Origin of the sequence: Caballeronia concitans (assembly GCF_001544615.1) — a bacterium.
Taxonomy (GTDB): domain Bacteria; phylum Pseudomonadota; class Gammaproteobacteria; order Burkholderiales; family Burkholderiaceae; genus Caballeronia; species Caballeronia concitans.
Map to the genome: position 1 here is coordinate 1 of NZ_FCNV02000003.1, position 25,845 is coordinate 25,845.

25 protein-coding genes are annotated in these 25,845 nt (G+C 64.0%); 14 read left to right on the forward strand and 11 right to left on the reverse strand.

From position 1 onward, the window contains the following. A partial coding sequence (locus AWB72_RS09545) for a porin (protein ID WP_040051978.1) occupies positions 1–617 on the reverse strand: 617 nt, incomplete at its 3' end. Positions 618–947: 330 nt separating this feature from the next. Further along, positions 948–2,306, reverse strand: coding sequence for an MATE family efflux transporter (locus AWB72_RS09550; protein ID WP_040051979.1), 1,359 nt, complete (start codon positions 2,304–2,306; stop codon positions 948–950). A gap of 96 nt (positions 2,307–2,402) precedes the next feature. On the opposite strand from AWB72_RS09550, the gene AWB72_RS09555 reads away from it, so the two are divergent. Then, positions 2,403–2,720: a YnfA family protein gene (locus tag AWB72_RS09555; protein ID WP_040052310.1), complete on the forward strand. Its 318-nt coding sequence runs from the start codon at positions 2,403–2,405 to the stop codon at positions 2,718–2,720. 23 nt (positions 2,721–2,743) lie between these two features. Here AWB72_RS09555 and AWB72_RS09560 read toward each other — a convergent pair whose 3' ends face one another. Continuing rightward, positions 2,744–3,766, reverse strand: a complete 1,023-nt coding sequence (locus AWB72_RS09560) for a DUF2891 domain-containing protein (RefSeq protein WP_040051980.1) — start codon at positions 3,764–3,766, stop codon at positions 2,744–2,746. A 295-nt stretch (positions 3,767–4,061) separates the two neighbouring features. On the opposite strand from AWB72_RS09560, the gene AWB72_RS09565 reads away from it, so the two are divergent. Then, a complete protein-coding gene (locus tag AWB72_RS09565) occupies positions 4,062–5,357 on the forward strand; it encodes an MFS family transporter (protein ID WP_040051981.1) in 1,296 nt (431 codons plus the stop codon). A 206-nt stretch (positions 5,358–5,563) separates the two neighbouring features. Then, positions 5,564–6,241 carry a hypothetical protein gene (locus tag AWB72_RS09570; RefSeq protein ID WP_040051982.1) on the forward strand — a complete coding sequence of 226 codons (678 nt, stop codon included), beginning with the start codon at positions 5,564–5,566 and terminating at the stop codon, positions 6,239–6,241. 21 nt (positions 6,242–6,262) lie between these two features. Here the strand turns inward: AWB72_RS09570 and AWB72_RS29125 are convergent, their stop codons facing one another. Beyond that, positions 6,263–6,421: a hypothetical protein gene (locus tag AWB72_RS29125; RefSeq protein WP_167550950.1), complete on the reverse strand. Its 159-nt coding sequence runs from the start codon at positions 6,419–6,421 to the stop codon at positions 6,263–6,265. Positions 6,422–6,608: 187 nt separating this feature from the next. Between AWB72_RS29125 and AWB72_RS09575 the strand changes: the two genes are divergently transcribed. The 3 genes from AWB72_RS09575 (at position 6,609) to AWB72_RS09585 (ending at position 10,311) form a co-directional block, all read left to right on the forward strand. After that, complete coding sequence (locus AWB72_RS09575) at positions 6,609–7,742, forward strand: acyl-CoA dehydrogenase family protein (protein ID WP_040052311.1); 1,134 nt, start codon at positions 6,609–6,611, stop codon at positions 7,740–7,742. Between the two features lie 13 nt (positions 7,743–7,755). Then, positions 7,756–9,471, forward strand: a complete 1,716-nt coding sequence (locus tag AWB72_RS09580) for an AMP-binding protein (protein WP_087128048.1) — start codon at positions 7,756–7,758, stop codon at positions 9,469–9,471. Between the two features lie 138 nt (positions 9,472–9,609). Then, positions 9,610–10,311: a hypothetical protein gene (locus AWB72_RS09585; RefSeq protein WP_040051984.1), complete on the forward strand. Its 702-nt coding sequence runs from the start codon at positions 9,610–9,612 to the stop codon at positions 10,309–10,311. Between the two features lie 75 nt (positions 10,312–10,386). On the opposite strand, the gene AWB72_RS09590 is transcribed toward AWB72_RS09585, so the two are convergent. After that, entirely contained in the window at positions 10,387–10,950 is a 564-nt protein-coding gene (locus tag AWB72_RS09590) for a DUF6572 domain-containing protein (protein ID WP_040052312.1), read from the reverse strand. 191 nt (positions 10,951–11,141) lie between these two features. Continuing rightward, on the reverse strand, positions 11,142–12,314 hold the full coding sequence (ydiK, locus tag AWB72_RS09595) for an AI-2E family transporter YdiK (protein ID WP_052450022.1): 1,173 nt from the start codon (positions 12,312–12,314) through the stop codon (positions 11,142–11,144). A gap of 242 nt (positions 12,315–12,556) precedes the next feature. Between ydiK and AWB72_RS09600 the strand changes: the two genes are divergently transcribed. Genes AWB72_RS09600 through AWB72_RS09610 form a run of 3 tightly spaced genes read left to right on the forward strand, consistent with a single transcriptional unit; the run spans position 12,557 to position 15,541 of the window. Next, on the forward strand, positions 12,557–14,299 hold the full coding sequence (locus tag AWB72_RS09600; protein WP_040051985.1) for a pyrroloquinoline quinone-dependent dehydrogenase: 1,743 nt from the start codon (positions 12,557–12,559) through the stop codon (positions 14,297–14,299). Continuing rightward, the gene (locus AWB72_RS09605) at positions 14,299–14,877 is read left to right on the forward strand and encodes a c-type cytochrome (protein WP_040051986.1); all 579 of its coding nucleotides are present in this window, start codon (positions 14,299–14,301) and stop codon (positions 14,875–14,877) included. Before AWB72_RS09600 ends, AWB72_RS09605 begins: the two co-directional genes overlap by 1 nt. 10 nt (positions 14,878–14,887) lie before the next feature. Further along, positions 14,888–15,541 (forward strand): ankyrin repeat domain-containing protein, encoded by a 654-nt coding sequence (locus AWB72_RS09610; protein ID WP_040051987.1) that lies wholly within the window; start codon positions 14,888–14,890, stop codon positions 15,539–15,541. Positions 15,542–15,554: 13 nt separating this feature from the next. Here AWB72_RS09610 and AWB72_RS09615 read toward each other — a convergent pair whose 3' ends face one another. Then, complete coding sequence (locus tag AWB72_RS09615; protein WP_040051988.1) at positions 15,555–16,406, reverse strand: 3-hydroxybutyryl-CoA dehydrogenase; 852 nt, start codon at positions 16,404–16,406, stop codon at positions 15,555–15,557. A gap of 215 nt (positions 16,407–16,621) precedes the next feature. Between AWB72_RS09615 and AWB72_RS09620 the strand changes: the two genes are divergently transcribed. Further along, entirely contained in the window at positions 16,622–17,740 is a 1,119-nt protein-coding gene (locus tag AWB72_RS09620) for a DUF2827 domain-containing protein (protein ID WP_040051989.1), read from the forward strand. Between the two features lie 18 nt (positions 17,741–17,758). Here AWB72_RS09620 and AWB72_RS09625 read toward each other — a convergent pair whose 3' ends face one another. Next, positions 17,759–18,244, reverse strand: coding sequence for a 2,4'-dihydroxyacetophenone dioxygenase family protein (locus tag AWB72_RS09625; protein ID WP_040051990.1), 486 nt, complete (start codon positions 18,242–18,244; stop codon positions 17,759–17,761). Between the two features lie 117 nt (positions 18,245–18,361). Here AWB72_RS09625 and AWB72_RS09630 point away from each other — a divergent pair, with 117 nt between their 5' ends. The 3 genes from AWB72_RS09630 to msrB all read left to right on the forward strand — a co-directional run bounded on the left by AWB72_RS09630 (position 18,362) and on the right by msrB (position 20,642). Further along, entirely contained in the window at positions 18,362–19,288 is a 927-nt protein-coding gene (locus AWB72_RS09630; protein ID WP_040051991.1) for an ABC transporter ATP-binding protein, read from the forward strand. Further along, positions 19,285–20,046, forward strand: a complete 762-nt coding sequence (locus AWB72_RS09635; RefSeq protein ID WP_040051992.1) for an ABC transporter permease — start codon at positions 19,285–19,287, stop codon at positions 20,044–20,046. The genes AWB72_RS09630 and AWB72_RS09635 overlap by 4 nt, the downstream gene beginning before the upstream one ends. Before the next feature lie 89 nt (positions 20,047–20,135). Next, positions 20,136–20,642 (forward strand): peptide-methionine (R)-S-oxide reductase MsrB, encoded by a 507-nt coding sequence (msrB, locus tag AWB72_RS09640; RefSeq protein WP_087128050.1) that lies wholly within the window; start codon positions 20,136–20,138, stop codon positions 20,640–20,642. A 208-nt stretch (positions 20,643–20,850) separates the two neighbouring features. On the opposite strand, the gene AWB72_RS09645 is transcribed toward msrB, so the two are convergent. Next, entirely contained in the window at positions 20,851–22,011 is a 1,161-nt protein-coding gene (locus AWB72_RS09645) for a metallophosphoesterase (RefSeq protein ID WP_040051993.1), read from the reverse strand. A gap of 252 nt (positions 22,012–22,263) precedes the next feature. Between AWB72_RS09645 and AWB72_RS09650 the strand changes: the two genes are divergently transcribed. After that, entirely contained in the window at positions 22,264–22,878 is a 615-nt protein-coding gene (locus AWB72_RS09650; protein WP_342065424.1) for a hypothetical protein, read from the forward strand. Between the two features lie 3 nt (positions 22,879–22,881). Here the strand turns inward: AWB72_RS09650 and AWB72_RS09655 are convergent, their stop codons facing one another. After that, complete coding sequence (locus AWB72_RS09655; protein WP_040051994.1) at positions 22,882–24,342, reverse strand: NAD-dependent succinate-semialdehyde dehydrogenase; 1,461 nt, start codon at positions 24,340–24,342, stop codon at positions 22,882–22,884. 10 nt (positions 24,343–24,352) lie between these two features. Beyond that, complete coding sequence (locus AWB72_RS09660) at positions 24,353–25,648, reverse strand: 4-aminobutyrate--2-oxoglutarate transaminase (RefSeq protein WP_040051995.1); 1,296 nt, start codon at positions 25,646–25,648, stop codon at positions 24,353–24,355. Positions 25,649–25,845 lie beyond the last annotated feature (197 nt).

Below are 25,845 nucleotides of genomic sequence, written 5' to 3' on the forward strand. Positions count from 1 at the left end.
TTCCACGCCCCCAATACATACGACATGCCGAAGCTATACGCGCGATTGTTCGCGAATCCGCCCGCCTGATTGGAGAAGCCGTACAGCCCGCCGACCCTGAAACCCGCCATGTTCGGACTCAGATATTTCACCGCGTTGTTGATCTGAAACGAATCGTTCAGGTTGTCGTTGTCTAGCGGATGCGCGAAGTGCGTGCCGCCGAACTCCGTACCCGTCAATGCAAGCGGCGCGACGAAATCGACCATGCTGTCGGTTTGGCGGCCCAGCGTGAGCGTGCCGTAATCGCGGCTTGATAAACCGACATACGCCAGGCGATTGAAGATGCGATTGTTCGACGTGTACTGCCCGGTGTTCAGATTGAAGCCGCTTTCCAGCGTGAAGATGGCCTTCATGCCCGCGCCGAGGTCTTCAGCCCCGCGCAAACCCCAGCGGCTGTACTGGACTGCGCCGCTCGTCATTTCCCAGTTGCTGTGCCCGCCGCCCGTCCCGCTGATCTGACTGTTCGTGTAGGTCAGACCCGCATCGATCAGCCCGTAGAGCGTGACACTGCTTTGCGCATGCGCTGCTCCGCCGACGGTGAGGATTGTCGCCGCACCTATCTTAAGCATCTTGTTCATTTGCCAGCTCCGTGCGAGTCATCGATACGAAAAGGCGCGATGTGCTTTCACCCACTTTATGCGACCACAGTCAGAACCGCCAACTCGAAAAGCCGTGCGAACATAAACGTCGGGAAATCCGTGTTCAAACAACAGGCACGCAGCTAACGTGTGGGCGCGCAGCCCGGCGGCAATGGAGTGCTTACTGTTTTCCTTCCGGGCGTAGCTTGCCTTTGCGTGATTCGCAAGTGGATGACCCGGATTGATTTTTCGATTGGGCGTTGCACTCCGAAACACGCCGAGGGGGCGCGGCGTGGCGACCGGAAGCAATGGGTCGATACGTTTGCGCAATCAGACGCGCCCACTCTCGCCGATCCCCCGCTCGATCGACGGCAGTTGCAAGAACAACGTCACCCCGCGCGCCACCATGAACGCAGTAAGCGCGGACCAAAGCCCGTGATTTCCGAGCGGACCGACAAGCGTCCACGCCGCGATCATGAACACCGTGAGCGATGCCGCCATCGCCATCATCAGTTCCCGCGTACGCGTCGCGCCGATGAACACGCCGTCGAACAGAAATCCCGCGACGGATGCAAGCGGCAGCACCGCAGCCCACGGCAGATAGCGCACCGCCGCCGCGCGCACTACAGCCTGATCCGTCAGCCGCCCGATGATCCATTCCCCGCTGACCCAGTACACGACCGAAAACCCCGCCGCGCCGATGACCGACCACAGCATCGTCACCTTGACGGCCTGGCGGAACGCATGTCGATCGCGCGCGCCTATCGCCGCGCCGACGAGCGCCTCGGCGGCGTGCGCGAAGCCGTCGAGCCCGAAGGCCATGAACGTCTGGAAGTTGAGCAGCAGCGCATTGGCGGCGAGCACCGCATCGCCCTGACGCGCGCCCATATGCGCGAACCAGCCGTACGAGCCGAGCAGACACAGCGTGCGAATGAAAATATCGCGATTGATTGCGATTAGACGGCGAATCGCGCGCAGATCGAAGAGCGTGGCGAGCGCGATCGGCGGCAGGCCGCGTTCGCGCAGTCGCCAGAGAATCGCCGCGCCCAGCGCGAAGCCGCAGAAATCGGCGAAAGCGGTCGCCGCGCCGACGCCCGCGATGCCCCAGCCGAAGCGATACACGAACAGCAGCACCGCCACGATATTCACCGCGTTGATGAACACCTGCGTGAGCAGCGCGAGCCGCACGCGCTGGCAGCCGAGCAGATAGCCGAGCACCGCGTAATTGCCGAGCGCGAACGGCGCGGCCCAGATGCGCGCGTGGCAATACGCGCTCGCCGTTTCGTGGACCGCGCCGCTGCCGCCGAGCGCTTGCAGCGCGTAACGAATGATCGGCGCCTGCAACGCGAGCACCGCCGCGCCGATCGCGAATGCGAGCATCAGCGCGCGCAGCACGCTCGCGCGCACGGCGGCGGCATCGCGTGCGCCGAACGCCTGCGCAACGAGGCCCGTCGTGCCCATGCGCAAGAAGCCGAAACCCCAGAACACGAAGCTGAACACGAGTCCGCCGAGCGCGACGCCGCCCAGATATTGCGGACCGTCGAGATGACCGGCGACGGCGGTATCGACTGAGCCGAGAATCGGCTGCGTGAGATTCGCTAGGACGATAGGAAAGGCGAGCGTCAGCACCCGGCGATGCCAACGCACAGGCAACGCGTCGCGGTAGGGAAGGTCCGGAGAGTCGGTCAAGGCAGCGCGAAGGCGGGCAAAGGCGACATTGTCGTCAGCAGCGGGCGGCGGCGCAACTCAACGACGCGACTCGCCGCGCAACCGATAATGCACGCCATGAAAACCTTCCTGCTCTATGTCGTGACCGCAGTCGCCGAAATTGCCGGCTGCTATTTCCCGTATCGATGGCTGAAGGCGGGCGGATCGGCGTGGCTCGTCGTGCCCGGCGCGCTGTCGCTCGCGCTCTTCGCGTGGCTGCTGACGCTGCACGATACCGCCGCCGGCCGCATCTACGCGGCGTATGGCGGCGTGTACATCGGCGTGGCGATTGCGTGGCTATGGGCAGTCGATCGCATCCGGCCGACCGCGTGGGACGTGACCGGCGCGGCCATCGCGCTGATCGGCATGAGCGTGATCGCGTTCCAGCCGCGCTGATCCGTCCCGATGCACGCGATGGCTCACGCTTCCAGCGCGAGCAACGCGAACGTCGCGAGCCAGTGCTCGCCCATGTAGTCGCCCGCGACGTGCGCGATGCCCGACGCCAGATGCGCGTCGGCCGCCGCTTCGAGCACGCCGATGCGCGCATCGCCTGCCGGCAGCGCCCGCGCGATCGTCCGCTGGCACCAGGCGCGGCTCAGATTGAGGCCGTCGAGATGCGCGAGCTTGCCGTCGCTGCGATCCGTGACGGTGGCGGGCGTGAAGAGCGTCGCCGGCTCGCGATCGGCGATGCGCGGCAGGAACGCATCGAACCAGCCGACGAAGCGCTCGGCCGGTAGCACATGGCGCATCAACACGGCTTCCATCAGCGAAGGCGAGAGGAACTCGTCGCCCGCAGGCTCCCACGCCTGGCACGCGGCGTCGTGCTCGAACCAGCGCATCGCGGTGTCTTCGAGCAGTCGCGCGAACGCCGTATCGCCGACGATGCGCGCATAGCCCAGCGACAATGTCAGCGCGAACGCCATGTTGAAGTGCGTGCCGACGCGAAGCGGATACGTCGATTTCGGCAAAAAGTCCTTGAAGCGATCGACGAAGGCATCGGCGAGCGGCTGCAGCGTGCGCGCCCAGCGCTCGGCGTCGGCGGAACGCATCGAGCGAAGCTGGCCCGCGAGCGCGAGCAGCCACGCCCAGCCGTAAGGCCTCTCGAAACCGCGCGACGCCGGCCGCTGCAAATAAGCGACCTCGGCGGCGACGTTGGCTTCAGTGAAGTGCTCGTCGATGACGGCGCGAATGTGCGCAGCCTCGGGCAGGTCGGGGAAACGGTCGTACAGGCGCGCGATCAGCCAATAGCCGTGCACGCACGAATGCCAGTCGAAGCTGCCGTAGAAGATCGGATGCAGCGCCCGCGGGCTTTGCGCGTCGGCGTCGCCTGCGAGCACGTGATCGAGCTTGTTCGGATACTCGCGCGTCAGATGGCCGAGCGCGACCTGCGCGAATTTCGATGCCAGCGCGGCGTCCAGCGCCGTCGCGTTCTGCTTGTTCATTCGGACCTCGCGGGTTCGTGAAAGCGGGACAGGAATCTATCACGAGACTTTATCGATAAATAATCGAGAAAGTATCGTGTTGGGGTAATTACCTACGCACACGGCTTTCAACGCGCGCGAAGGCTTTAAACGCAAGGCGCGACGCCCGCAAATGCAACGCGATGAAGCGCGGATGCGCGCGCCGGCGATGAAAGCGTCGTTTAAACTTGCGCCCGAACGCCGACAGAGCGTGCCATCCGGAGCCCACGCGCCGGGTTTTCATCCCGATTAGAGACATAAAAGACTTCAGCACATCATGACCGACCTTCCCATCTATACCGCAGAGGACACCCGGCGACGCGTTTTCGCCATCGTCGGCGCATCGTCGGGCAATCTCGTCGAATGGTTCGATTTCTATATTTATTCGTTCCTCGCGCTGTATTTTTCGGCGGCTTTCTTTCCGAGCGGCAATTCGACCACGCAATTGCTGAATACCGCCGGCGTGTTCGCGGCGGGCTTCCTGATGCGTCCGATCGGCGGATGGCTCTTCGGCCGCATCGCGGACAAGCACGGCCGCCGCAACGCGATGATGATCTCCGTGCTGATGATGTGCGGCGGATCGCTCGTCATCACCTTCCTGCCGACGTACGCGACCATCGGCGCGTGGGCGCCCGTGCTGCTGCTCGTCGCGCGGCTCTTTCAGGGCTTGTCGGTGGGCGGCGAGTACGGCACGAGCGCCACGTACATGAGCGAAGTGGCGCTGCGCGGCCGGCGCGGCTTCTTCGCGTCGTTTCAGTATGTGACGCTGATCGGCGGACAGCTCGCCGCGCTGCTCGTGCTCGTCATCCTGCAGCTTTTCCTGTCGACGGAAGAACTGAAGGCATGGGGCTGGCGCGTTCCGTTTTTCGTCGGTGCGTGCGCGGCGCTGGTGTCGCTTTATCTGCGCCGCTCGCTCGATGAAACCACGACCGCCGAAACGCGCGAACGCAAGGAAGCGGGCACGCTCGCCGGCCTGATGCAGCACAAGAAAGCGTTCATGACGGTGGTGGGCTTCACGGCCGGCGGATCGCTGATCTTCTACACGTTCACCACGTACATGCAGAAGTATCTGGTGAACACGGCGGGCATGCACGCCAAGACCGCCAGCAACGTGATGACCGCGGCGCTCCTCGTCTACATGCTGCTGCAGCCGCTGTTCGGTGCGCTGTCGGACCGCATCGGCCGCCGTCGCTCGATGCTGTTCTTCGGCGCGCTCGCCACCATTTGCACGGTGCCGCTGCTGCACGCACTGCGCGACGTGACGAGCCCGGTCATGGCCTTCGTGCTCGTTGTGGTGGCGCTCGCCATCGTGAGCTTCTATACGTCGATCAGCGGTCTCATCAAGGCCGAAATGTTCCCGCCCGAAGTGCGCGCGCTGGGCGTCGGGCTTTCGTATGCGGTGGCCAACGCGGTGTTCGGCGGATCGGCGGAATACGTGGCACTGTTCCTGAAGAACGCCGGGAACGAATCGGCGTTCTATTGGTACGTGACCGTGATGTGCGCGATCTCGTTCGTCGTGTCCTGGCGAATGATGGATCCGAGCAAGGAAGGGTATCTGCGCAACGAACCGTAAGGTATGGCGCGTGCGGCGCGCGGCTTCGGGCCTCGCGCCGCTTGCCGTTGACGGTAGTATGGTGTTTTATGCGGTATGTATCGTTAGAGAACGCGCCCGGTGCGGCGCGCAGCATCATTCGGAAACAGGATACACATGCGCGCGGGCATCTCGCGCGCCACGGCGATGAGCGCATTCGGGCGCATCGGTCTGCCAGGAGCCTGTCCATGGAAGATTTCGACGAAACGCTATTTGTCGTGTGGCGAGCGAACATGAACGTGCTGACCGGCTCGCCCGGCGGCGCGACGCGTCTCGCGCGCATGATGAACTTCTCGCCTTCGTTCATGAAGCTGATCGTCGCGGGGCAGCGCGATTTCAACGAGGAGTTCGTGCGCGGCATCGAACTGGTGTCGGGTTTGCCGCCGCACTGGATGGACGAGCGCCGCGCGCCCGCCGACGTGCCGCCTGAAGTCAGGCGCGCGCTCGATGAAGAACGGCCGTTCGCGGTATTTCGCGGCACGGCGCATCCCGCGCCGAAGCGCTCGGTGCTGCGCGGCCCCGAGCCGCTGCTGTCTCAGACGGAAGCCACTCGGCGCGTCGCCGATCTCGCGCAGCAGCAGGCCGAAGCCAACCGGCGCGATCTGCTGTTCCGGAAGAATCGCGAACTGCTGTCACAGGATTTGCGACGCCTCGAGCGCCAGCTCGGGCTTCTGCAAGTCGAGCCGATGCTGCCGAAAGCCGATGAACTCATCGCTTCCGACCGCATGAGCGAAGCGGCGAAGGCCGATCTCTCCGGCCGGCTCGAACAGATCGACAAGCACGTGAAGCTCTTGCATCAGCACGTGGAAAAGCTCGTCGCGCTGCTCACCGCGCCGGACGAGCCGGAATCGAACGACGCGAACTGAGCCTCGTGAAGAAGCCCCGGCTTATTTCCGGGGCGTCTTGCGATCGTCAGTGGGTTCGGGTTCCGGGTGGACGGCAATCGGATCGCTCGCGGGAAACGTCTCTTCCAGCGCTTCATCCAGCAAATCTTCGTTGTTTTCGGCGGGCGGTTCTTTCGATGCGTCGGGCGTTCGCTGCGTCATGATGCGCTCCGGATGCGAGTGGAAGTATCTCAATATATCGCAGTGTCCCGTCCGGCGCGCGCGATCCTCGTTCCTTGCATTCGGGTTGTCACTAGGTGGCGAAAGCGCGCGGTTCGCGTGATCGTTCTGGTCATCGGCTAACGTCGGACGAAGCGTTCGCACGAGGCCTTCACCGGACCCATTCATGATCGACAGTTTTCTCACCGAAGAACAGCGCATGATCCGCGACGCGGCGCGCCAGTTCTCGGCCGAAGTGCTCGCGCCGAACGCGGGCCAGTGGGACAAGGACGCCGCCATTCCCGACGCCGTCGTGCGGCAGCTCGGCGAACTCGGCTTGCTCGGGATGATCGTTCCCGCCGATTTCGGCGGCACGTACAGCGACTACACCGCCTACGCGCTCGCGATGGAGGAAATCGCGGCCGGCTGCGCCTCGTGCGCGACGATGATGAGCGTGCACAACTCCGTCGGCTGCGGGCCGATCCTCGCTTACGGCAACGACGCGCAAAAGGCCGAATGGCTGCCGAAGCTCGCGAGCGGCGAAGTGATCGGCGCGTTCTGCCTGACCGAGCCGCACGCGGGTTCCGAAGCGAACAACCTGCGCGTGCGCGCCGTCGAGCGCGACGGCCAGTGGATTCTCTCCGGCAGCAAGCAGTTCGTGACGAACGGACGGCGCGCGGGCGTCGCGATCGTGTTCGCGGTGACGGACCCCGAGTTGGGAAAGCGCGGCCTTTCCGCGTTCATCGTGCCGACGAGCACGCCGGGCTTCAACGTCGGGCCGCCGGAACACAAGCTCGGCATTCGCGCATCCGATACCTGCCCGATCACCTTCGACGACTGCGCGATTCCCGCCGCCAATCTGCTCGGCGAACGCGGCGAGGGCTTGCGCATTGCGCTGTCGAATCTGGAAGGCGGGCGCATCGGGATCGCGGCGCAGGCGCTCGGCATCGCGCGCGCGGCCTTCGATGCGGCGCGTGCCTACGCGCGCGAACGCGTGCAGTTCGGCAAGCCGATCATCGAGCATCAGTCGGTCGCGAACATGCTCGCGGACATGCAGACGCAGATCAACGCGGCGCGGCTGCTCGTGCTGCACGCGGCGCGCATGCGGACCGAAGGCGTTCCGTGTCTGTCGGAGGCGTCGCAGGCGAAGCTGTTCGCATCGGAAATGGCCGAGCGCGTGTGTTCCGACGCGATCCAGATTCACGGCGGATACGGCTATCTGCAGGACTATCCGGTGGAGCGGCATTATCGCGATGCGCGCATCACGCAGATTTACGAAGGAACCAGCGAAGTGCAGCGGATGGTGATCGCGCGGAACGTTTGAGCGAGGAGACGCTATGAGCCGGGCTGAGCCGTTCATTGAAGCAAGAGATTTTCTGCTGCGTCATCGCACCGATTACGACACCGCGTATCGCGACTTCAAATGGCCCGTGCTCGACCGCTTCAACTGGGCGCTCGATTATTTCGACCCGATGGCGCGCGGCAACGATGCGCCCGCGCTGCATATCGTGAGCGAAAGCGGCGACGAGACGCGGCTTTCTTTCGCGCAGATGAGCGAGCGGTCCGCGCGCGTCGCGAATCACTTGCGCGCGCTGAACGTGAAGCGCGGCGAGCGCATTCTGCTGATGCTGCCGAACCGCGTCGAGCTATGGGAAACGATGCTCGCGGCAATGAAGCTCGGCGCGATTGTGCTGCCCGCGACGACGCAGCTTGCGAGCGGCGACTTGCGCGAACGCATCGCGCTGGGAAGCGTGCAGCATGTCATCGTCGATGCAGGCGAAACGCACAAGTTCGATGGCATCGATCTTCCCGGCGTGCGGCTGTCCGTCGGCGGCGCGCGCGAAGGCTGGCTCGCTTACGACGATGCCTACCGCGCATCGCCTGAATTTGCTTCGGATGCCGAAACAAATGCGCGCGATCCGTATTTGCTGTACTTCACGTCGGGCACGACGTCGAAGCCGAAGCTCGTCGCGCATACGCACGAAAGCTATCCGGTGGGGCATCTCTCGACGATGTACTGGATCGGCCTTCAGCCCGGCGACGTGCACTGGAACATCAGTTCGCCCGGCTGGGCCAAGCACGCGTGGAGCTGTTTCTTCGCGCCGTGGAATGCCGGGGCGTGCGTGTTCATCTACAACTTCAGCCGATTCGACGCCGCCCGCACGCTCGATGCGCTCGTGCAGCACGAAGTCACCACGCTGTGCGCGCCGCCGACCGTCTGGCGGATGCTCGTGCAGGAGCCGCTCGCGTCGTATCGCGTGAAGCTGCGGGAGATCGTCGGGGCGGGCGAGCCGCTGAATCCGGAAGTCGTCGAACGCGTGCAGGCCGCGTGGGGCGTGCCCATCCGCGATGGCTACGGCCAGACGGAGACCACCGCGCAGATCGCCAACACGCCGGGCCAGCGGCTCGTTCCCGGATCGATGAGCCGCCCGCTGCCGGGTTATCGCGTGGTGCTGCTCGATCCGGACGGTCATCCCGCCGACGAAGGGGAAATCACGCTCGCGCTCGATCCGCCGCCGCTCGGCCTGATGACCGGTTACGCCGACAATCCCGCCGCGACGGAGAACGCGATGCGCGGCGGCTTCTATCGCACGTCCGATGTCGCGGCGCGCGGCGCGGATGGCTATTTCACGTACATCGGCCGCGCGGACGATGTCTTCAAGTCCTCCGATTACCGCCTGAGTCCGTTCGAGCTGGAAAGCGTGCTGATCGAACACGAGGCGATCGCGGAAGCGGCCGTCGTCCCGAGTCCCGATGCATTGCGGCTGTCCGTGCCCAAGGCTTTCGTGACGTTGCGGCACGGCTTCACGATCGGTCCGGACGTCGCGCGCAGCGTGTTCGCGTTTTCGCGTGAGCGGCTTGCGCCGTACAAGCGCATCCGTCGGCTCGAATTCGCCGAATTGCCGAAGACGATTTCCGGCAAGATCCGGCGTGTCGATTTGCGCAGGCACGAAGCATCGCGCACGCAGGACGCGAATCGCGGCGAACACGAATATTGGGAGGAAGACTTTCCGGAACTGCGTCAGCGAAACGATGCCGATTCCGTGAAATGATCCGCGCCGCCGGTTCACGCGCTGGCGGCGGAAATGGAAAGCAAATGTAACGCGGGTGCCTGTGCGGCGAACCGTCTGAAGGGCCGTTGGTCGAAACGGCTCCATTCACGTCGGATCAATTCAAGGAGGAACCCGATCATGCCGAATCGCTCGCTCAGGATCGCGCTTCTGACGGCTGGCCTCGCGGGTGCGCTTGCGGCCCCGGCCGCGTCTTACGCACAAATCAATCTTCAACAATTCGGCTTCGGCAACAAGTCGGATTCATCGGCGACGACCGGCGCGGCGCAGCCGTCCGCGCTGAACTCGCTCGTGCAGAACTATCTGGGCGCCAATCAGCAAGTGCTGAGCGGACAGTCGAGCCTCGCATCGGCGATGGGCATGTCGAGCGTCGCCAGCCAGGCGCAATCGGCGGCGGGCTTGCTGTCGGGCGCGTCGAGCGGCAGCGTGCCGAACACCGACGTGCTGTCGCAACTGGGCGGCACGCAGCAGAGTGTCTCGCAATCGCTGATGCAGGCGTTTTCCAGCCAATCCGCCACGCCGCCGACCGCCGCCAGCAAGCAGACGTTCACGGACGGACTCGCGTCGCTCGGGCAGGGCGTGAAGCAATACGCGGGTCTGCAATCGGACCTCGGCGCGGTGAAGAACACGATGAACATGTCGTCGCTGCTTCAGGCCGGAACGAATCCGGGGACGGCGCAGGCGGCGTCGTATATCGCGCAATCCGCGCCGGGGCAATTGCAATCGCTCGTGCAGACGTTGACGCAGGCGGTGCAGTACGCCAAGACCAACGGCATTTCAGTGCCGGCCATCGCGACGTCGGCGCTCGGCGCGGGACAATAGCGCGTGCAGTTCGAGGGATGAAAAAAAGCGGCGAGCCTCGTGCGAGCTCGCCGCTTTTTTTGCGCGATGCGTGGCTTACATCGTCGCCGATTTGCGCATCGACAGCCGGCTGAGCACCGGCAGGGCTTGCAAGCGCTGCCGCATCGAAGCGACCGGCGGGAGAAGAGAAATATCGGTGACGTCGGCAACGTGCGCCCGCCGTGCATTCGGTTCGGCATCCAGCACTTCGAGCGCGGGCGGTTCGACCAACTCGCTCGCGACCGCTCGATCCATCGCCTCGGCCGGTTCTTCGACAGTCAAACCCAGCGACCGGCGCACGTTCACGCCGCGTGTGCGCACGCCGAAACCGGCCGCGCGAATGATCTGCTCGCGGGTCTTCCAGAACGCGGTGGCGGAAGGCGACATGGCGTGCATCGAAACATATTCCACGATGACTTCATAACCGCGCACTTTCGGATAACTCGACAGCAATTGACCCGAGCGAATATACCGGCTGTAGTGGTCGATTTTCTTCGTCAGCAATTCCTGATGCAATGGTTCGTCTTGCCAGTCGAGATCATCGAAAATGCCGACATACACTTGCTTGAACAGGATATTGATTCCGATGTAATCGATGACGTCCACGTCGCGCAAAGACATGGTCATTCCCCTACGCCCTCAGGCGGGCAAGTATTAAAGGTCCGCATTGTAACGGGTTTGTCGCGTCGAAAAGCCGCGAAACGCTGTATACCGACAGCCATAAGACGCTTTTCGTAAGAGTCCGAAAGCATTGAATTAGAACAAATCCGATTATTCTGAAATCGGATTTGTCGAAATCTATTTCGAGATAATCACGGTTGCCGACGCGACGCATCCGCGAGACCTTGTCCCGGCACGGCTTTCACGTTCTCTTCGTTCGATAATGCGACGGTTTGCGGCAAAGGCGGTTGCTCGTTGATCCACGCTTCCAGAATCGTCGACGTGACGGCGAGAATAACGGGCCCGATGAACAATCCGACTATTCCGAACGCAAACATGCCGCCGAGCACGCCGGAAAGAATCAGCAGCATCGACAAATTGACGCCGCGTTGAATGAGCAGCGGGCGCAGGAAATTGTCGAGCATCGCGATCATGAGCGACCACACGAGCAGCAGCGATGCCGCGACGTGCGAGCCGTGCCAGAAAAGCCACGCGACGCCGCCAAGCAGCGGCAGCAGCGGCCCGATCTGCGCGAGGCAGAGCATCAGCATGACCGCGGTGATGATGCCCGCCGCCGGCACGCCCGCCACATACAGCCCGATGCCGCCGAGCGCCGATTGCGTGACCGCCGTGACCACGATGCCCAGCGCGACCGCGCGCACCGCGAGCCCGGCGAGCTTGACCGCTTCCGCGCCGCGCAGTCCGGCGATGCGCGTCGCGAAGCGCACCACGAAGTTCGCCGCCGCTTCGCCGCGGCTATAGAGAATGCCCGAGATGATGAGCGTGATAACCATATGCACGACGAATACGCCGACGACGGCCGCGTGCGAGAGCATCCATCGCGCGGCGACGGTCGCGTACGGTTCGAGTTTGGCAAGCAGGCCGCCGGGACCGGCATCGGAAAGCGATTGCCATTCCGTCGAGACGCGCTGGCCGACGAGCGGCACGTCATGCACCCAGGTCGGCGGCGGAGGCAGCGCGTAAGTCGGCAGGCTCTTGATCGCGGACATGATGTCGCCGGCATGCAGCGCGAGCGTCGAGATGGCCTGATAAAGCGGCAGCACGATCACGATCAACAGGCCGAGGAGCATCACGGCTGTGGCGAGCCATCGGCGATTGCCGCAGCGCCGCTGCACGCCGAGCATCAGCGGCCAGGTGGCGATGACGATGGTCGTCGCCCAGATGAGGCCGGGGATGAACGGCCGCAGGATATAGAGGCTGCCGACGGTGAGCGCCAGCAGAATCGCGATGATGAGCAGAATGCGGGCGATATCGACCGGCTGGCGCGGGTTCAGATTCGGCTGCCCGTTGGAGGGTGTGGACATGGTGCGTGCGTTTCGTGAAGAGTCGGGAGTCAAGCGATAAGCCAAAGCGCGCGTGCGGGCAAGCGGCGTCGCGCTAAAGGACGGCGGAATGATACGGCATGCGATCCATAGTACTAAAAAGCGCGCGTGCGATTACGGGTTTGCTATGGCTGGAAATGCTCACTTAAATTGCCTATCCTTCTTCGGACGCATAGAGCGCAACAATGCCCCGTCGCACAACAAGAACGATTTGGGAGACTGTCATGGCCGGTTTTTCCCGTACGTCGCTTGCTTCGCTCCTTCCTTTTGCTTTCGGCGCGTTTGCGATGCTTTCATCGCCTTCATCGCGCGCCGCCGATGAAATCCAGAACAGCAACACGACGCAGGCATCGCCGGTCCCCGCTTCCTTGCGATCCGTCTCGCAGCAGCAGCTCGACGCCGCCGCGAGCGACCAGTCGTCGTGGCTGCATTCGAACGGCTCATACGCGGAAACGCGTTACGCGCCCGCCTCGCAGATCAATACGAAGAACGTGGCGAAGCTCAAGCCCGCGTTCATCTTCCAGACCGCCGTGATGGAATCGATGGAAACCGCGCCGATCGTCAGCAACGGCGTGATGTTCCTGACCACGTCCTATAACCACGTCTACGCGATCGATGCCGTCACCGGCAAGGAATTCTGGCACTACAAGCACAAGATGGGACCGGTGACGACGTTCTGCTGCGGGCCGAACAATCGCGGCGTCGCGATTGCGGGCGACCGGCTCTTCATGGGCACGCTGGACGCGAAGCTCGTCGCGCTCGATGCGAAGAACGGCAACGTGCTGTGGTCGTCGCAGATCGCCGATCCCGAAGACGGCTACTCGGAAACAATGGCGCCCGTGGTCGTCGACGGCAAGGTGCTCATCGGCACGAACGGCGGCGAGTACGGCATACGCGGCTTCGTGAAGGCGTACGACGCGAACTCCGGCCAGTTGCTATGGACCTTCTACACGATTCCCGACACCGGCAGCGAAGGCGTCTGGGCCGAGAAGGACGCCGTCGGCCGCAACATGAAGCGCGATATCGCGGCTGAAAAGAAGGTGCTCGCCGACAAGGGCGGCGACTTCTACAAGACGCTCGGCGGCGGCGTGTGGATGGCGCCCGCAGTCGATCGCGCGACGCACACCGTGTATTTCGTGGTCGGCAATCCGTCGCCGGACCTGTTTGGCGCGATCCGTCCCGGCGACAACCTGTACACCGATTCGCTCGTCGCCGTCGATCTCGACACCGGCAAGTACAAGTGGCACTACCAGTACATCGCGCACGACGTCTGGGATCTCGATGCGGTCAGCCCGCCGGTTCTCATCGACGTGAAGGACGAAAACGGCCGGACCATTCCCGGCATCATCCACGGCGGGAAGACGGGCTTCGTGTATGTGCACGATCGCCGCGACGGGCATCTCATCCGCGTATCCGAAGCGATGATTCCGCAAGAAGACGTCTGGACCTTGCCGACGCCCACCGGCGCGCGCATGCTGCCGGGCGCGAACGGCGGCGTCGAATGGTCGCCGATGGCCTTCAGCCCGAAGACGCGCATGGCGTACGCGGCGAACCTGCATCAGCCGATGACGTATCAGGTGGAAGAAGCCGCGTATCCCGGCGGCAAGATCTGGCTCGGCGGCGCGTTCAAGGTCATTCCGTCGGAGCAGCAGTGGGGCAGGCTGGTCGCGGTGAATGTCGATACCGGCAAGATCGCGTGGGGCTACAAGACGGATCAGCCGCTGATCGGCGGCGTGCTCGCGACGGCGGGCGGGCTCGTGTTCAACGGCGAAGGCAATGGTCTCTTCCGCGCCTTCGACGCCGCGAGCGGCCGCAAGCTCTGGGAGTTCCAGTGCGGCGCGGGCGTGAATGCGCCGGCGGTGTCGTACATGGTCAACGGCAAGCAGTACATCGCGGTCGCGGCGGGCGGCAACACGCAGCTCGACTACAAGCGCGGCAACAGCGTGCTCGTGTTCGCGCTGCCCTGATGCGGAGCCTGCGCGCGTTTTTGCTCTGCTGTGCGGTATGGTCGATGCCGTCGCTTGCTTTCGCCGACGCGCAAGCCGGCGCGACGAAGGCCGCCGTGTGCTCCGCCTGTCACGGACCGACCGGCAATTCGACGAACGGCGATTATCCGTCGCTTGCCGGACAAAGCGCGCGCTACATCTATCTGGAGCTGCGCGATTTCAAGGCGGGCCGCCGCAGCGATCCGCGCATGTCGCCGATGGCCGCGAATCTTTCACCCGACGACATGCACGATCTGGCTGATTACTTCGCCGCGCAAAAGCTGACCGCCACGGACTTCAAGGCCGATCCGGCGAAAGTGGAGGCGGGCCGCAAGAAGTCGGAGGAACTGCTGTGCACGATGTGCCATCTCGGCGGCTTCACCGGGCAGAACGAGATACCGCGCGTGGCGGGGCAGCAGTACCCGTATATCGTCAAGCAGTTGCAGGATTTCCGCGCGAAGAAGCGCACCAACGACGCGGGCAACATGACGAGCGTGACGAAGACCTTGTCGGACGCGGACATCGAAAATCTGGCGAATTACGTCGCCAATCTTCAGTAACGGTCACACGATGAAACTCGCCGCGTTATCCGGCTGCATCGCGCTCGCCCTTTCGACGATGCTCGCGCCCGCCCGCGCCGACGACGACGCCTACGCGCTCAACGAACGCCTGCTCGCGGCCACGCGCAACGGCGACTCGAACACGGTCGTGCGCTTGCTCGACGAAGGCGCGTCGATCGATTCGCGCAACCGCATCGGCGACACGCCGCTCATCAGCGCATGCAAGAAGGGCATGACGCCGCTCGCGCGCACGTTGATCGATCGCGGCGCGAACGTGAATCAGGCCGATGTGCAGGGCATCACGCCGTTGATGGCCGCCGCGTACGACGGCAACGAGGAAATCGCCGCGCTCCTGCTCGCGCATCGTGCGAACGTGACGGCGACGGATCGCGTCGGCAAGACCGCGATGGAATACGCGGCGGGGCGCGGCCATACCGCGATCGTGCAGCGCCTGCTCGATGCGGGCGTCGATGTCAACGCGGTGTATCGCAATCATCTGACCGCGCTGATGTGGGCGGCGGGCTACGATCAGGCGCAGACCGTCTCGATGCTGCTCGATCGCGGCGCGAACCCGGCCTTGCGCGACGACCGCGGCTTGACCGCCCGCGACATCGCGCAGCAAACCCATTCGGACAAGGTCGCGACGCTGCTCGCCCATCCCTGAACGCGCGGGCGCTTCAGTCGTACCGAAACACGCCTTGCCGCGTCTTGCGCCCCAGCCGCCCGGCCGCGACGTACTCGCGCAAGAGCGGGCACGCGCGATACTTCGAATCGGCGAAGTCCTTGAAGAGCACGTCCATCACGGACAGGCACACGTCGAGGCCGATCAGGTCCGCGAGCGCGAGCGGGCCGATCGGATGATTCGCACCGAGCTTCATGCCCGCGTCGATTTCCTCCGCCGACGCCACGCCTTCGTACAGCACGAAGAACGCCTCGTTGATCATCGGCACGAGAATGCGGTTGACGACGAAGCCCGGCGAATTGCGCACGCCGATCGGCGATTTGTCGAGCTTCTCGGTCAGCGCGCGCACGGTCTCTGCGGTTTCGTCGCTGGTGCGCACGCCGCGTATCACTTCGACGAGCGGCAGAAGCGGCACCGGATTGAAGAAATGCATGCCGATGAAGCGCGCCGGGTTCGCGAGCGTCGCGGCGAGCGCGGTGATCGAAATGGACGACGTGTTCGTTGCAATGATCGCGTCGGGCCGCGCGGCGGCTTCGATCTGCTTCAGGATGCGATGCTTGAGTTCGGCGTTCTCGGTCGCCGCTTCGATCACGATCTCCGCGTCGGCGAGGCGCGCGTAATCGGTCGACGTTTCGATACGCGCAACGGCCGCATCGCGCGCGGCGGCGTCGAGCTTGTCCTTCGCGACGAGCCGCTCGAGGCTGTTGGTCAGCGTGGCCACGCCTTTGGCGAGCGCGGCGTCGGCGACGTCGATCATCACGACCTGCAATCCCGCGACGGCCGCGACCTGCGCGATGCCGTTGCCCATCGTTCCCGCGCCGACGATACCGACCTTCTGAATGCCCATTGATCTGCTCCTGTTCCGTGATTGGTGCGATGCCTGATTCTACCCAGCGAATTTGTCGAACGTGGGGTGCGCGTGCGCGCCGATCGCTGCGAGTTTTCCGAAAGTTCCACGGACACCCGCTTTGTCAAACGAGGGCCGACGGCCAGTTGATAGAATCCCGCGCCGTCGGAGCGCGTTCTTGAGCGGGTCTTTTCGGAGTATTGAAAGTGGTGTCTATGAGAATCGGTATTTCGATGGCGAGCTACGAGGGGCAGAGCATCTGGTCGAACGGGATGGGCCAGAACATCGTCTTTCTCGCGGAACTGTTTCAGCGCCTGCCTTTCGTGGCGTCGGTCGATCTGATCGATGTCGGCGCGCTCGCCGCCATGCCGCAGGAAGTCGACGTGGCCGGCAAGAAGCTGCGCGTGATGACCATGCGCGAAGCTACCGACGCGGTGGATGTCGTCATCGAGCTGGGCGGCGCGCTCGACGTCGGCTGGCTCGATTTGATGCGCGCGCGCGGGCGCAAGGTGGCGTTCTACGTCGTCGGACAGCCGTATCTCGGGCTCACCGAGGCGGCCGTGTTCGAAAAGCCGGGCCACATGCCGCGCCCGGACCGCTGCGACGAAGTTTGGCTGCTCGCGAAGGACGCGCCGTCCGCGCCGATCCTGCGCACGCTGCATCGCTGCGACGTGTTCGAAGTGCCCTATATCTGGCATCCGCAATTTCTCGAACAGCGCATGGCGGATGTCGCGCAGCACGGCCACCACTACGGCTACCGGCCGCGCGCGGAGGCGGGCACGCGGGCGCTGCGCGTCGGGATCTTCGAGCCGAACATTTCCGTGCAGAAGACATCGAGCATTCCCATGCTCATCTGCGACGAAGCGTATCGCGCGGATCGCGAAAGCATCGCGTCGATGATCGCGCTCAACACCTTCCACATGAAGGACCACCCGACGCTGCTGTATCTCGCGAACTCGCTCGACCTCGTGCGGGATCATCGTGCGCTGTTCGAAGGGCGCCACGACATCGTGAGTTTCATGGCGATGCACGGCGACGCGGTCGTGTCGCATCAATGGGCCAACGACCAGAACTACGTCTATCTCGACGCCTTGCACGGCGGCTATCCGCTCATCCACAACTCGCATTTGATCGGCGATTGCGGGTACCGTTACGACGGCTTCGACAGCGAAGACGCCGGCCGCGTGCTGCGCGCGGCATTCGAGCGGCACGACGCGAATCTGCAAGCCTATCGCGCCACGGCTCAGGCGTTTCTGCGCACGCTGGACCCGCTCTACGAGGCCAACGTCCGCGCGTATTCGGACGCACTCGATGCGCTGTTCCGAAAGTCGTGACGTACAACGCCGCGCGTGCTATCCGAACGCCGTGAGGTCGCGCGGCGTGATGCCCTGCGCGTGGCAGTAGGCGGCGTAACGGTCCCAGCCGCTGCGCCAGCTTTCCGTTGCGAGCGTGCGCCCGCTTTCGTCGACGAAAACGAGATCGCCCTGAATGATGTTGAGCGTGACGATATCCCCAGCATCGGCCTCCGCGAGCGGCGCGACGGCCTCGGGCGTGTGCGTGGACCCCGCCGTCTCGTACACGATGCTCCCTTGCTCCGCAATCCACTCGTGCTCGCGATACTTCCAGCGCCCCGCAACCGTATAAACGATGACCGTGCCCGTATGCCGATGACGCGGCATCTGGCCTTTTGCCGGCGCTTTGAGCAGCACGATGGTTTCACCGCGAATCGGATCGAGCTTGAAGTATTTGACGAACACGCGGTCGCTATAGGGCGTGAAGGGTATCCACGGCACGTCCGAGTCGTTGATGCAGGCGGTGTGTATGCGTTCGAACAACATGATGGCTCCTTGGCTTGACCGCTTATTCTATGCAGCCGCGCGAGGCGCGAACATTAGCCATTCGGACGACCCTCGCCATTTGAGCCGACTGGCGCGCTATCTGCTATCGTCCACGCCATGCCGAACATCATCGCTATATCAAACCTTTACAAGACCTACGCGTCGGGCTTTTCCGCGCTCAAGGACGTGAATCTGGAGATTCGCAGCGGCGAAATTTTCGCGCTGCTCGGGCCGAACGGGGCAGGCAAGACGACGCTCATCTCCACCGTCTGCGGCATCGTGCGGGCGAGCCAGGGCACGATCACGGTCGCGGGGCACGATATCGTCACCGATTACCGCGCCGCCCGCGCGATGATCGGCCTCGTGCCGCAGGAACTCACCACGGACGCGTTCGAGACGGTCTGGGCGACCGTCTCCTTCAGCCGGGGCCTCTTCGGCCGCGCGCCGAATCCGGCGCATATCGAAAAGGTGCTGAAGGCGCTGTCGCTGTGGAGCAAGAAGGACAACAAGATCATGACGCTTTCGGGCGGCATGAAACGGCGCGTGCTGATCGCGAAGGCGCTGGCGCACGAACCGGAAATCCTCTTTCTCGACGAACCCACGGCGGGCGTCGATGTAGAGCTGCGCCGCGACATGTGGAATCTCGTGCGCGCGCTGAAGGCCGACGGCGTGACCATCATCCTGACGACGCATTACATCGAGGAAGCGGAGGAAATGGCGGACCGCATCGGCGTGATCAATCGCGGGGAAATCGTGCTCGTGGAAGAGAAGGCCGAACTGATGCGCAAGCTCGGGCAGAAAAAGCTCACGCTGCAGCTCGAACAGCCGCTCGCCGCCATTCCCGCGCCGCTCGCGCCTTACGCGCTCACGCTGTCTTCGAACGGCGCGGAACTCACCTACACGTACGACGCGCACGACGAGCCGGGCCGGATCATCGCGCTGTTGCGCCATGTCGACGAAGCCGGCGTGCGTTTCAAGGACCTGCAAACTACGCAAAGCTCGCTGGAAGACATCTTCGTGAGCCTTGTCAGGGAAGCCAAATGAATCTACACGCAGTACGCGCAATTTACCGCTTCGAGATGGCGCGCGCCGGCCGCACGCTGATGCAGAGCATCGTCTCGCCCGTCATTTCCACGTCGCTTTACTTCGTCGTGTTCGGAGCGGCCATCGGCTCGCGCATTCCGGAAGTCGATGGCATCGGCTACGGCGCGTTCATCGTGCCCGGTCTCGTCATGTTGTCGCTGCTCACGCAAAGCATCGCGAATGCGTCTTTCGGCATCTATTTCCCGAGGTTCACGGGGACGATTTACGAGCTGCTCTCGGCGCCGGTGTCGTATCTGGAACTCGTCATCAGCTACGTGGGCGCGGCGGCGACCAAGTCGATCATCCTCGGTCTCATCATCCTCGCGACGGCGCGGCTGTTCGTGCCGCTGCGCATCGACCATCCGGCGTGGATGATCCTGTTTTTGCTGCTGACATCCGTGACGTTCAGCCTGCTTGGGTTCATCATCGGCATATGGGCGGACGGATTCGAGAAACTTCAGATCATTCCGCTTCTGATCGTCACGCCGCTCACGTTTCTGGGCGGCAGCTTCTACTCGATCAACATTCTTCCGCCGTTCTGGAAGACGGTTGCGCTGTTCAACCCGGTCGTCTATCTGATCAGCGGCTTTCGCTGGAGCTTTTACGGACTAGCCGATGTCGATGTCGGCATAAGCCTTGCGATGACGCTGGTGTTCCTTGCGATCTTCGTCGCGATCGTCGCGTGGATCTTCAAGACGGGGTATCGGCTGAAGGCGTGAGTCGTGACGCGAGGGCCGCGCCGGCGCGACAGAAGGCGCGACGAGAAGCGCGATGAGAACGCGACGAGAAATGAGAGGGCGTTCATCCGATGAAAATCATGAGGCGCACGAAACGCAATTTCCTCGGCGCGATGGCCGCGACGCTCGCGGGCGGCGTCGCGCCGTGGCATGCCGGAGCGGCGCAGGCGCGCGGCGGAATGCAACCGTCATACGAGATCGAGCACAGTCAGGCGCACTGGCGGCGGCGTCTTTCCAGCGAGCAATATCGCGTGCTCCGGCGCGGCGCGACCGAGCCGCCGTTCGCCAGTCCGCTTCTGCATGAACGGCGCGATGGCAGTTTCGCCTGCGCGGGATGCGGCCTGCCGCTCTTTTCGTCCGGTGCGAAGTTCGACAGCGGCACCGGCTGGCCGAGCTTCTGGAAGCCGCTCGACGGCGCGGTCGCCACGGAGGCGAGCGATTCATCCGTCACGCTGGCGAGCGAAGTGCATTGCCGGCGCTGCGGCGGCCATCTCGGTCACGTCTTCGACGACGGTCCGAAGCCGACCGGCCTGCGCTATTGCATCAACGGAGCGGCGCTCGTTTTTCAACTGGCCTGAAAGCAACCATATTTAGGATTGTTCTAGTGGTCGCTGCGGCCCCGCTTCTTTAACTTGTCAATGCTTCGTTGGCGGGAATCCCGCTCGTCGATGAAGGGCGTTCGTTCATTCCCGTGTTCGGGCGCCGCGCTTTTCCCCAAGCGCCGGACGCGCGTCCCATCGGCGCGCGTCCACTTCCTCAGTCATCCTCTTCTTGTTTTTCTGCCCGTCATGCCGTCGGCGAAACCAGCCGCACGCGCGTGATTTCCGAGGGCGCGCCAAGCCGTTTCGGCGGTCCCCAGTATCCCGTTCCGCGGCTCGTGTAGACCCACAGCCCGTTGAACTTCACAAGTCCCGCGACGAACGGCTGCTGCAGCCGCACGAAAAAATTCCACGGCAAGAACTGGCCGCCGTGCGTGTGTCCGGAAAGCTGCAACGTGAAACCGGCTTCGGCTGCGGCCGTCGCGCTACGCGGCTGATGCGCGAGCAGCACGCGCACGGCGGCATCGGCGGGTGCGCCGCTGATGGCCTTCGCAGGGTCGCTTTGATGCGCGGGGTCGAAGCTGCCCGCGCTGTAATCGGTGACGCCGGCTATCACGGCCTGCGCGCCATCGTGATTCACCACCACGTGCTGATTCAGCAGCACGTTGAGCCCGAGCCGCCGGAACTCCGCGATCCACTTGTCCGCGCCCGAATAGTATTCGTGGTTCCCGGTGACGAGAAACGCGCCATGACGCGCGCTCAGTTGCGCGAGCGGGCGCGTATGGTCGGCGAGATTCGGCACCGCGCCGTCCACGACATCGCCCGTGACGGCGATCACGTCCGGCGCGAGGCCGTTCACCGCCGCGACGATGCGCTCCACGTAATGCCGCTTGATCGTCGGTCCGACGTGGATGTCGCTGATCTGCACGATCGTGAAGCCGTCGAGCGCGGCGGGCAGGCCGTCGATCGGCACATCGACGCTCACGACCGGCGCGCGCCGACGCGCGTTGTAGAAGCCGATCGCCGATGACAGCACCGCGAGCAGCGGCACCGCCAGCGCGCTATAGGCGACGAGCGCGGGCGAACCGATCGGCGCGCCGCGCATCCAGTCGACGAGATGCACGACGAGAAGCAATACATCGCGCGCAAAAGTCAGCAAGAGCAGCGACGAAAAGAACCCGAGCGCGGTCAGGCCGAACCACGCGAGGCGGTCGGAGAGCGGTTGCGGTTCGATGTTGCGCGCCATCATCCCGAGCGGAATGAGCACGAGCGACGCGACGAGCCATGCCGCCGCGAGCACCTTGAGCGGCATGCCGACGGGCGCGGCGGGAATGAGCCGCACGCCCACGTAAAGATGAAACAAGACGCCGATGCCGATGAAACGAAGAAAGAATGCGGAACGTCGCATAGCGCCCCTGTGGGAATCGATGAGACGGCGGCGATGCACGTCGATGCAAGGTCCCGCCAGCAACCGATTCTACCGTTTCACTATTAATCACGCCGTAGCGGCTGCGAATGGCGTCGAGATACACGATCTTCCACATTCGATTAGACATTTGTCCGAGCCGCCCATGACGCATGGCGGGATTTGATTTTCACCGCGCCGACAAAGTGATATTGAATGCGTGGCACGACCAAGACCAACAAGGAATCAATGAACATGACGATGAAACGCCGGGCACTTTCGATTCTCTTTTTGACGTCCATCGCCGCAGCCGGCGGGGCGGCATCGGCGCAAAACAGCGACGATCTCAACAAACAGGCGCAGCAGGTGATTGCGGAGGTGCCGCCGATACACGTTCAGGCGACGATCACGGGCATCGACCCGTCGAGCCGCATGGTGACGGTTCGCGGTCCGCGCGGCGATGCGACCGTGCTCGTCAGCAAGGAGGTGACGAACTTCGATCAGCTTCGCGTCGGCGACAAGGTGGACGTGCTCTACAAGAACGCGCTGCTCGTGACCGCAGATAAGGTCAGCGGGAGCGGCAAGGGCGTGCGCAAGCGCGTCGATACGCAGACCTACACGCCGGCATCGGACGCGGGTGGCGTGAGCGGCTTCGAATCGTCGCGCAAGATGGAAGTGCTCGCGACAGTCGAGAAAGTCGACACGAAGCGGCACACCATTACGCTGCGCGGTCCGTGGCGCACCGAAACGCTGGACATCCCGCCGGATTCCGAAGCGCTGAAGCTGAAGAAGGGCGATACGGTGCACGCGGTGTTCGTGTCGGCGGCGGCCGTCAAGGTGACGCCGACCGACACGAACGCGCAAAAGTAAGCGTCACACCGCCATGCACAGATACTTGATGACAAGATAATCGTCGATGCCGTAATGCGATCCTTCGCGGCCGAGCCCCGACTGCTTGACGCCGCCGAAGGGCGCGACTTCGTTCGAAATCAGCCCGGTGTTGATGCCGACCATGCCGTATTCGAGCGCCTCCGCCACGCGCCACACGCGGCCGATGTCGCGGCTGTAGAAGTAGGCGGCGAGCCCGAATTCGGTGTCGTTGGCAAGGCGGACGACTTCGTCGTCGGATGAAAATTTGAAGAGCGGCGCGAGCGGCCCGAACGTCTCTTCTTTCGCAATCCGCATGTCGGGCGTGACGCCGGTCAGCACCGTCGGCTCGAAAAAGCCGTGGCCGAGCGCGTGACGCTTGCCGCCGGCGGCGACGGCTGCGCCTTTGGCGAGCGCGTCGCCGATATGCGATTCGACTTTCTTCACCGCCGCCTCGTTGATCAGCGGCCCGAGCGCGACGCCGCTCTCGGTGCCGCGTCCCACTTTCAGTTCGCCGACGGCATCGGCCATCTTGCGGGCGAAGGCGTCGTAGACGCGCTCGTGTACATAGAAGCGGTTCGTGCACACGCACGTCTGTCCGCTATTCCGATACTTCGACGCAATCGCGCCTTGCACGGCGGCGTCGAGATCGGCGTCGTCGAACACGATGAACGGCGCGTTGCCGCCCAGCTCCAGCGTGACTTTCTTGACCGTCGGCGCGCTTTGCGCCATCAGCAGCCGTCCGACCGCCGTCGATCCCGTGAACGACAGCTTGCGCACGATCGGATTCGCCGTCATTTCGCCGCCGATGGCTTTCGGGTCGCCGGTCACGATGCTCAGCACGCCCTTCGGCACGCCCGCGCGCTCGGCGAGCACGGCCAGCGCCAGAGCGGAGAAGGGCGTCGCTTCGGCGGGCTTCACGACGATCGGACAACCCGCCGCGAGCGCCGGGCCGACCTTGCGCGTGATCATCGCGGCGGGGAAATTCCACGGCGTAATGGCGGCGCAGACGCCGATCGGCTCCTTCGTCACGACGATGCGCTTGTCGGCGGCGGGCGTGGCGAGCGTATCGCCCGCGACGCGTTTGCCTTCCTCCGCGAACCATTCGATGAACGACGCCGCGTACGCAATCTCGCCCTTCGCTTCGGCGAGCGGCTTGCCTTGTTCCGTCGTGAGGATGAGCGCCAGGTCGTCGGCGTTTTCCATCATCAGGTCGTACCAGCGGCGCATGACGGCCGCGCGTTCCTTCGCGGTCTTCCTGCGCCACGCGGGCCACGCGGCGTTCGCGGCTTCGATGGCGCGGCGCGTTTCAGCCGCGCCCATCTGCGGGACGCGGCCGAGCGTTTCGCCGTTCGACGGATCGCGGACTTCGAACGTGGCGTGATCGTCGGCATGTTGCCATTCGCCGTCGATATAGGCTTCGTGACGCAGCAGCGCCGCGTCTTTCAGTTGGTCGCGCAGGCTCATGTCATCTCCCTCAGGCCGCCGCGCCGATCTTCTCGCGCAGCGCTTCTTCGAGAATGCCGAGCGCTTCGTCGAACACGGCTTGCTGAATGGTCAGCGGAAACAGGAATCGCACGACATTGCCGTACACGCCGCACACGAGCAGCAACAGGCCACGTTCGAGCGCGCGCGCCTGGACGCGCTTGGCGTACTCGGCGTCCGCTTCGCGCGTGCCCGGCTTGCAGAATTCGACGGCGATCATCGCGCCGGGGCCGCGCACATCGGCAATATGCGGGACTTCGCGCTTCATGGCTTCGAGCTTCGCCTTCAGCGTGTCGCCGAGTTGCACGGCGCGCTCGCACAGCTTTTCCTCGTCGATGATGTCGAGCACCGCGTGCGCCGCCGCCACTGCCAGCGGATTGCCCGCGTACGTGCCGCCGAGACCGCCGGGCGCGGCGGCGTCCATCACGTCCGCGCGGCCGACGACGCCCGACAGCGGCATGCCGCCCGCGAGGCTCTTGGCCATCGTCGTCAGGTCGGGCTCGACGCCGTAATGCTCCATTGCGAAGAGCTTGCCGGTGCGCGCAAAGCCGGTCTGCACTTCGTCGGCGATGAGCAGGATGCCGTGTTCATCGCAGATTTCGCGCAGGCCGCGCACGAATTCCGGCGGCGCGGGATTGAAGCCGCCTTCGCCCTGCACCGGTTCGAAGATGATCGCCGCGACGCGCTTCGCTTCGACATCCGCCTTGAACAGATGCTCGATGGCGCGCAGCGAGTCGTCGACCGACACGCCGTGCAGCGGATTCGGGAACGGCGCGTGATAGACGTCCGACGGGAACGGCCCGAAGCCAATCTTGTACGGCGCGACCTTGCCGGTCAGCGCCATGCCCATCAGCGTGCGCCCGTGAAAACCGCCCGTGAACGCGATGACGGCGGGCCGCCCGGTCGCCGCGCGCGCGATCTTCACGGCGTTTTCGACGGCCTCCGCGCCCGTCGTGAAGAACGCGGTCTTCTTCGGCTCCTTGCCCGGCGCGCGCGCGTTGATCTTCTCGGCGAGCGAGACATACGACTCGTACGGCACGACCTGATACGCGGTATGCGTGAAGCAATCGAGCTGCGCGCGGATGGCCTCGACGATCTTCGGGTGCCGATGCCCCGTGTTGCACACCGCGATGCCCGCCGCGAAATCGATGAAGCGCCGGCCCTCGACGTCCCACAGTTCCGCGTTCTCGGCGCGCGCCGCGTAGAAATCACACATGATGCCCACGCCGCGCGGCGTCGCGGCGTTCTTGCGGGCTTGCAGGTCGGCGTTTTTGAGGGGGGCGTTCACAGCGAATCTCCTTTTCCGCGTCGGCGCGGCGGTCTGTTTGGTGTCGATCGTGGCGGCAGCCTCGATACAGCGCCGACTATAGTGAGATTTGGCTCTTCCGTTCAGAGCCATTTCATTAAACGCGGGGGAGCCATTTTTGCCGCCTCGTTCGTCTGGACGTGCAAAAAACGCACAGTCGCATCGGCGAAACTGGCAAG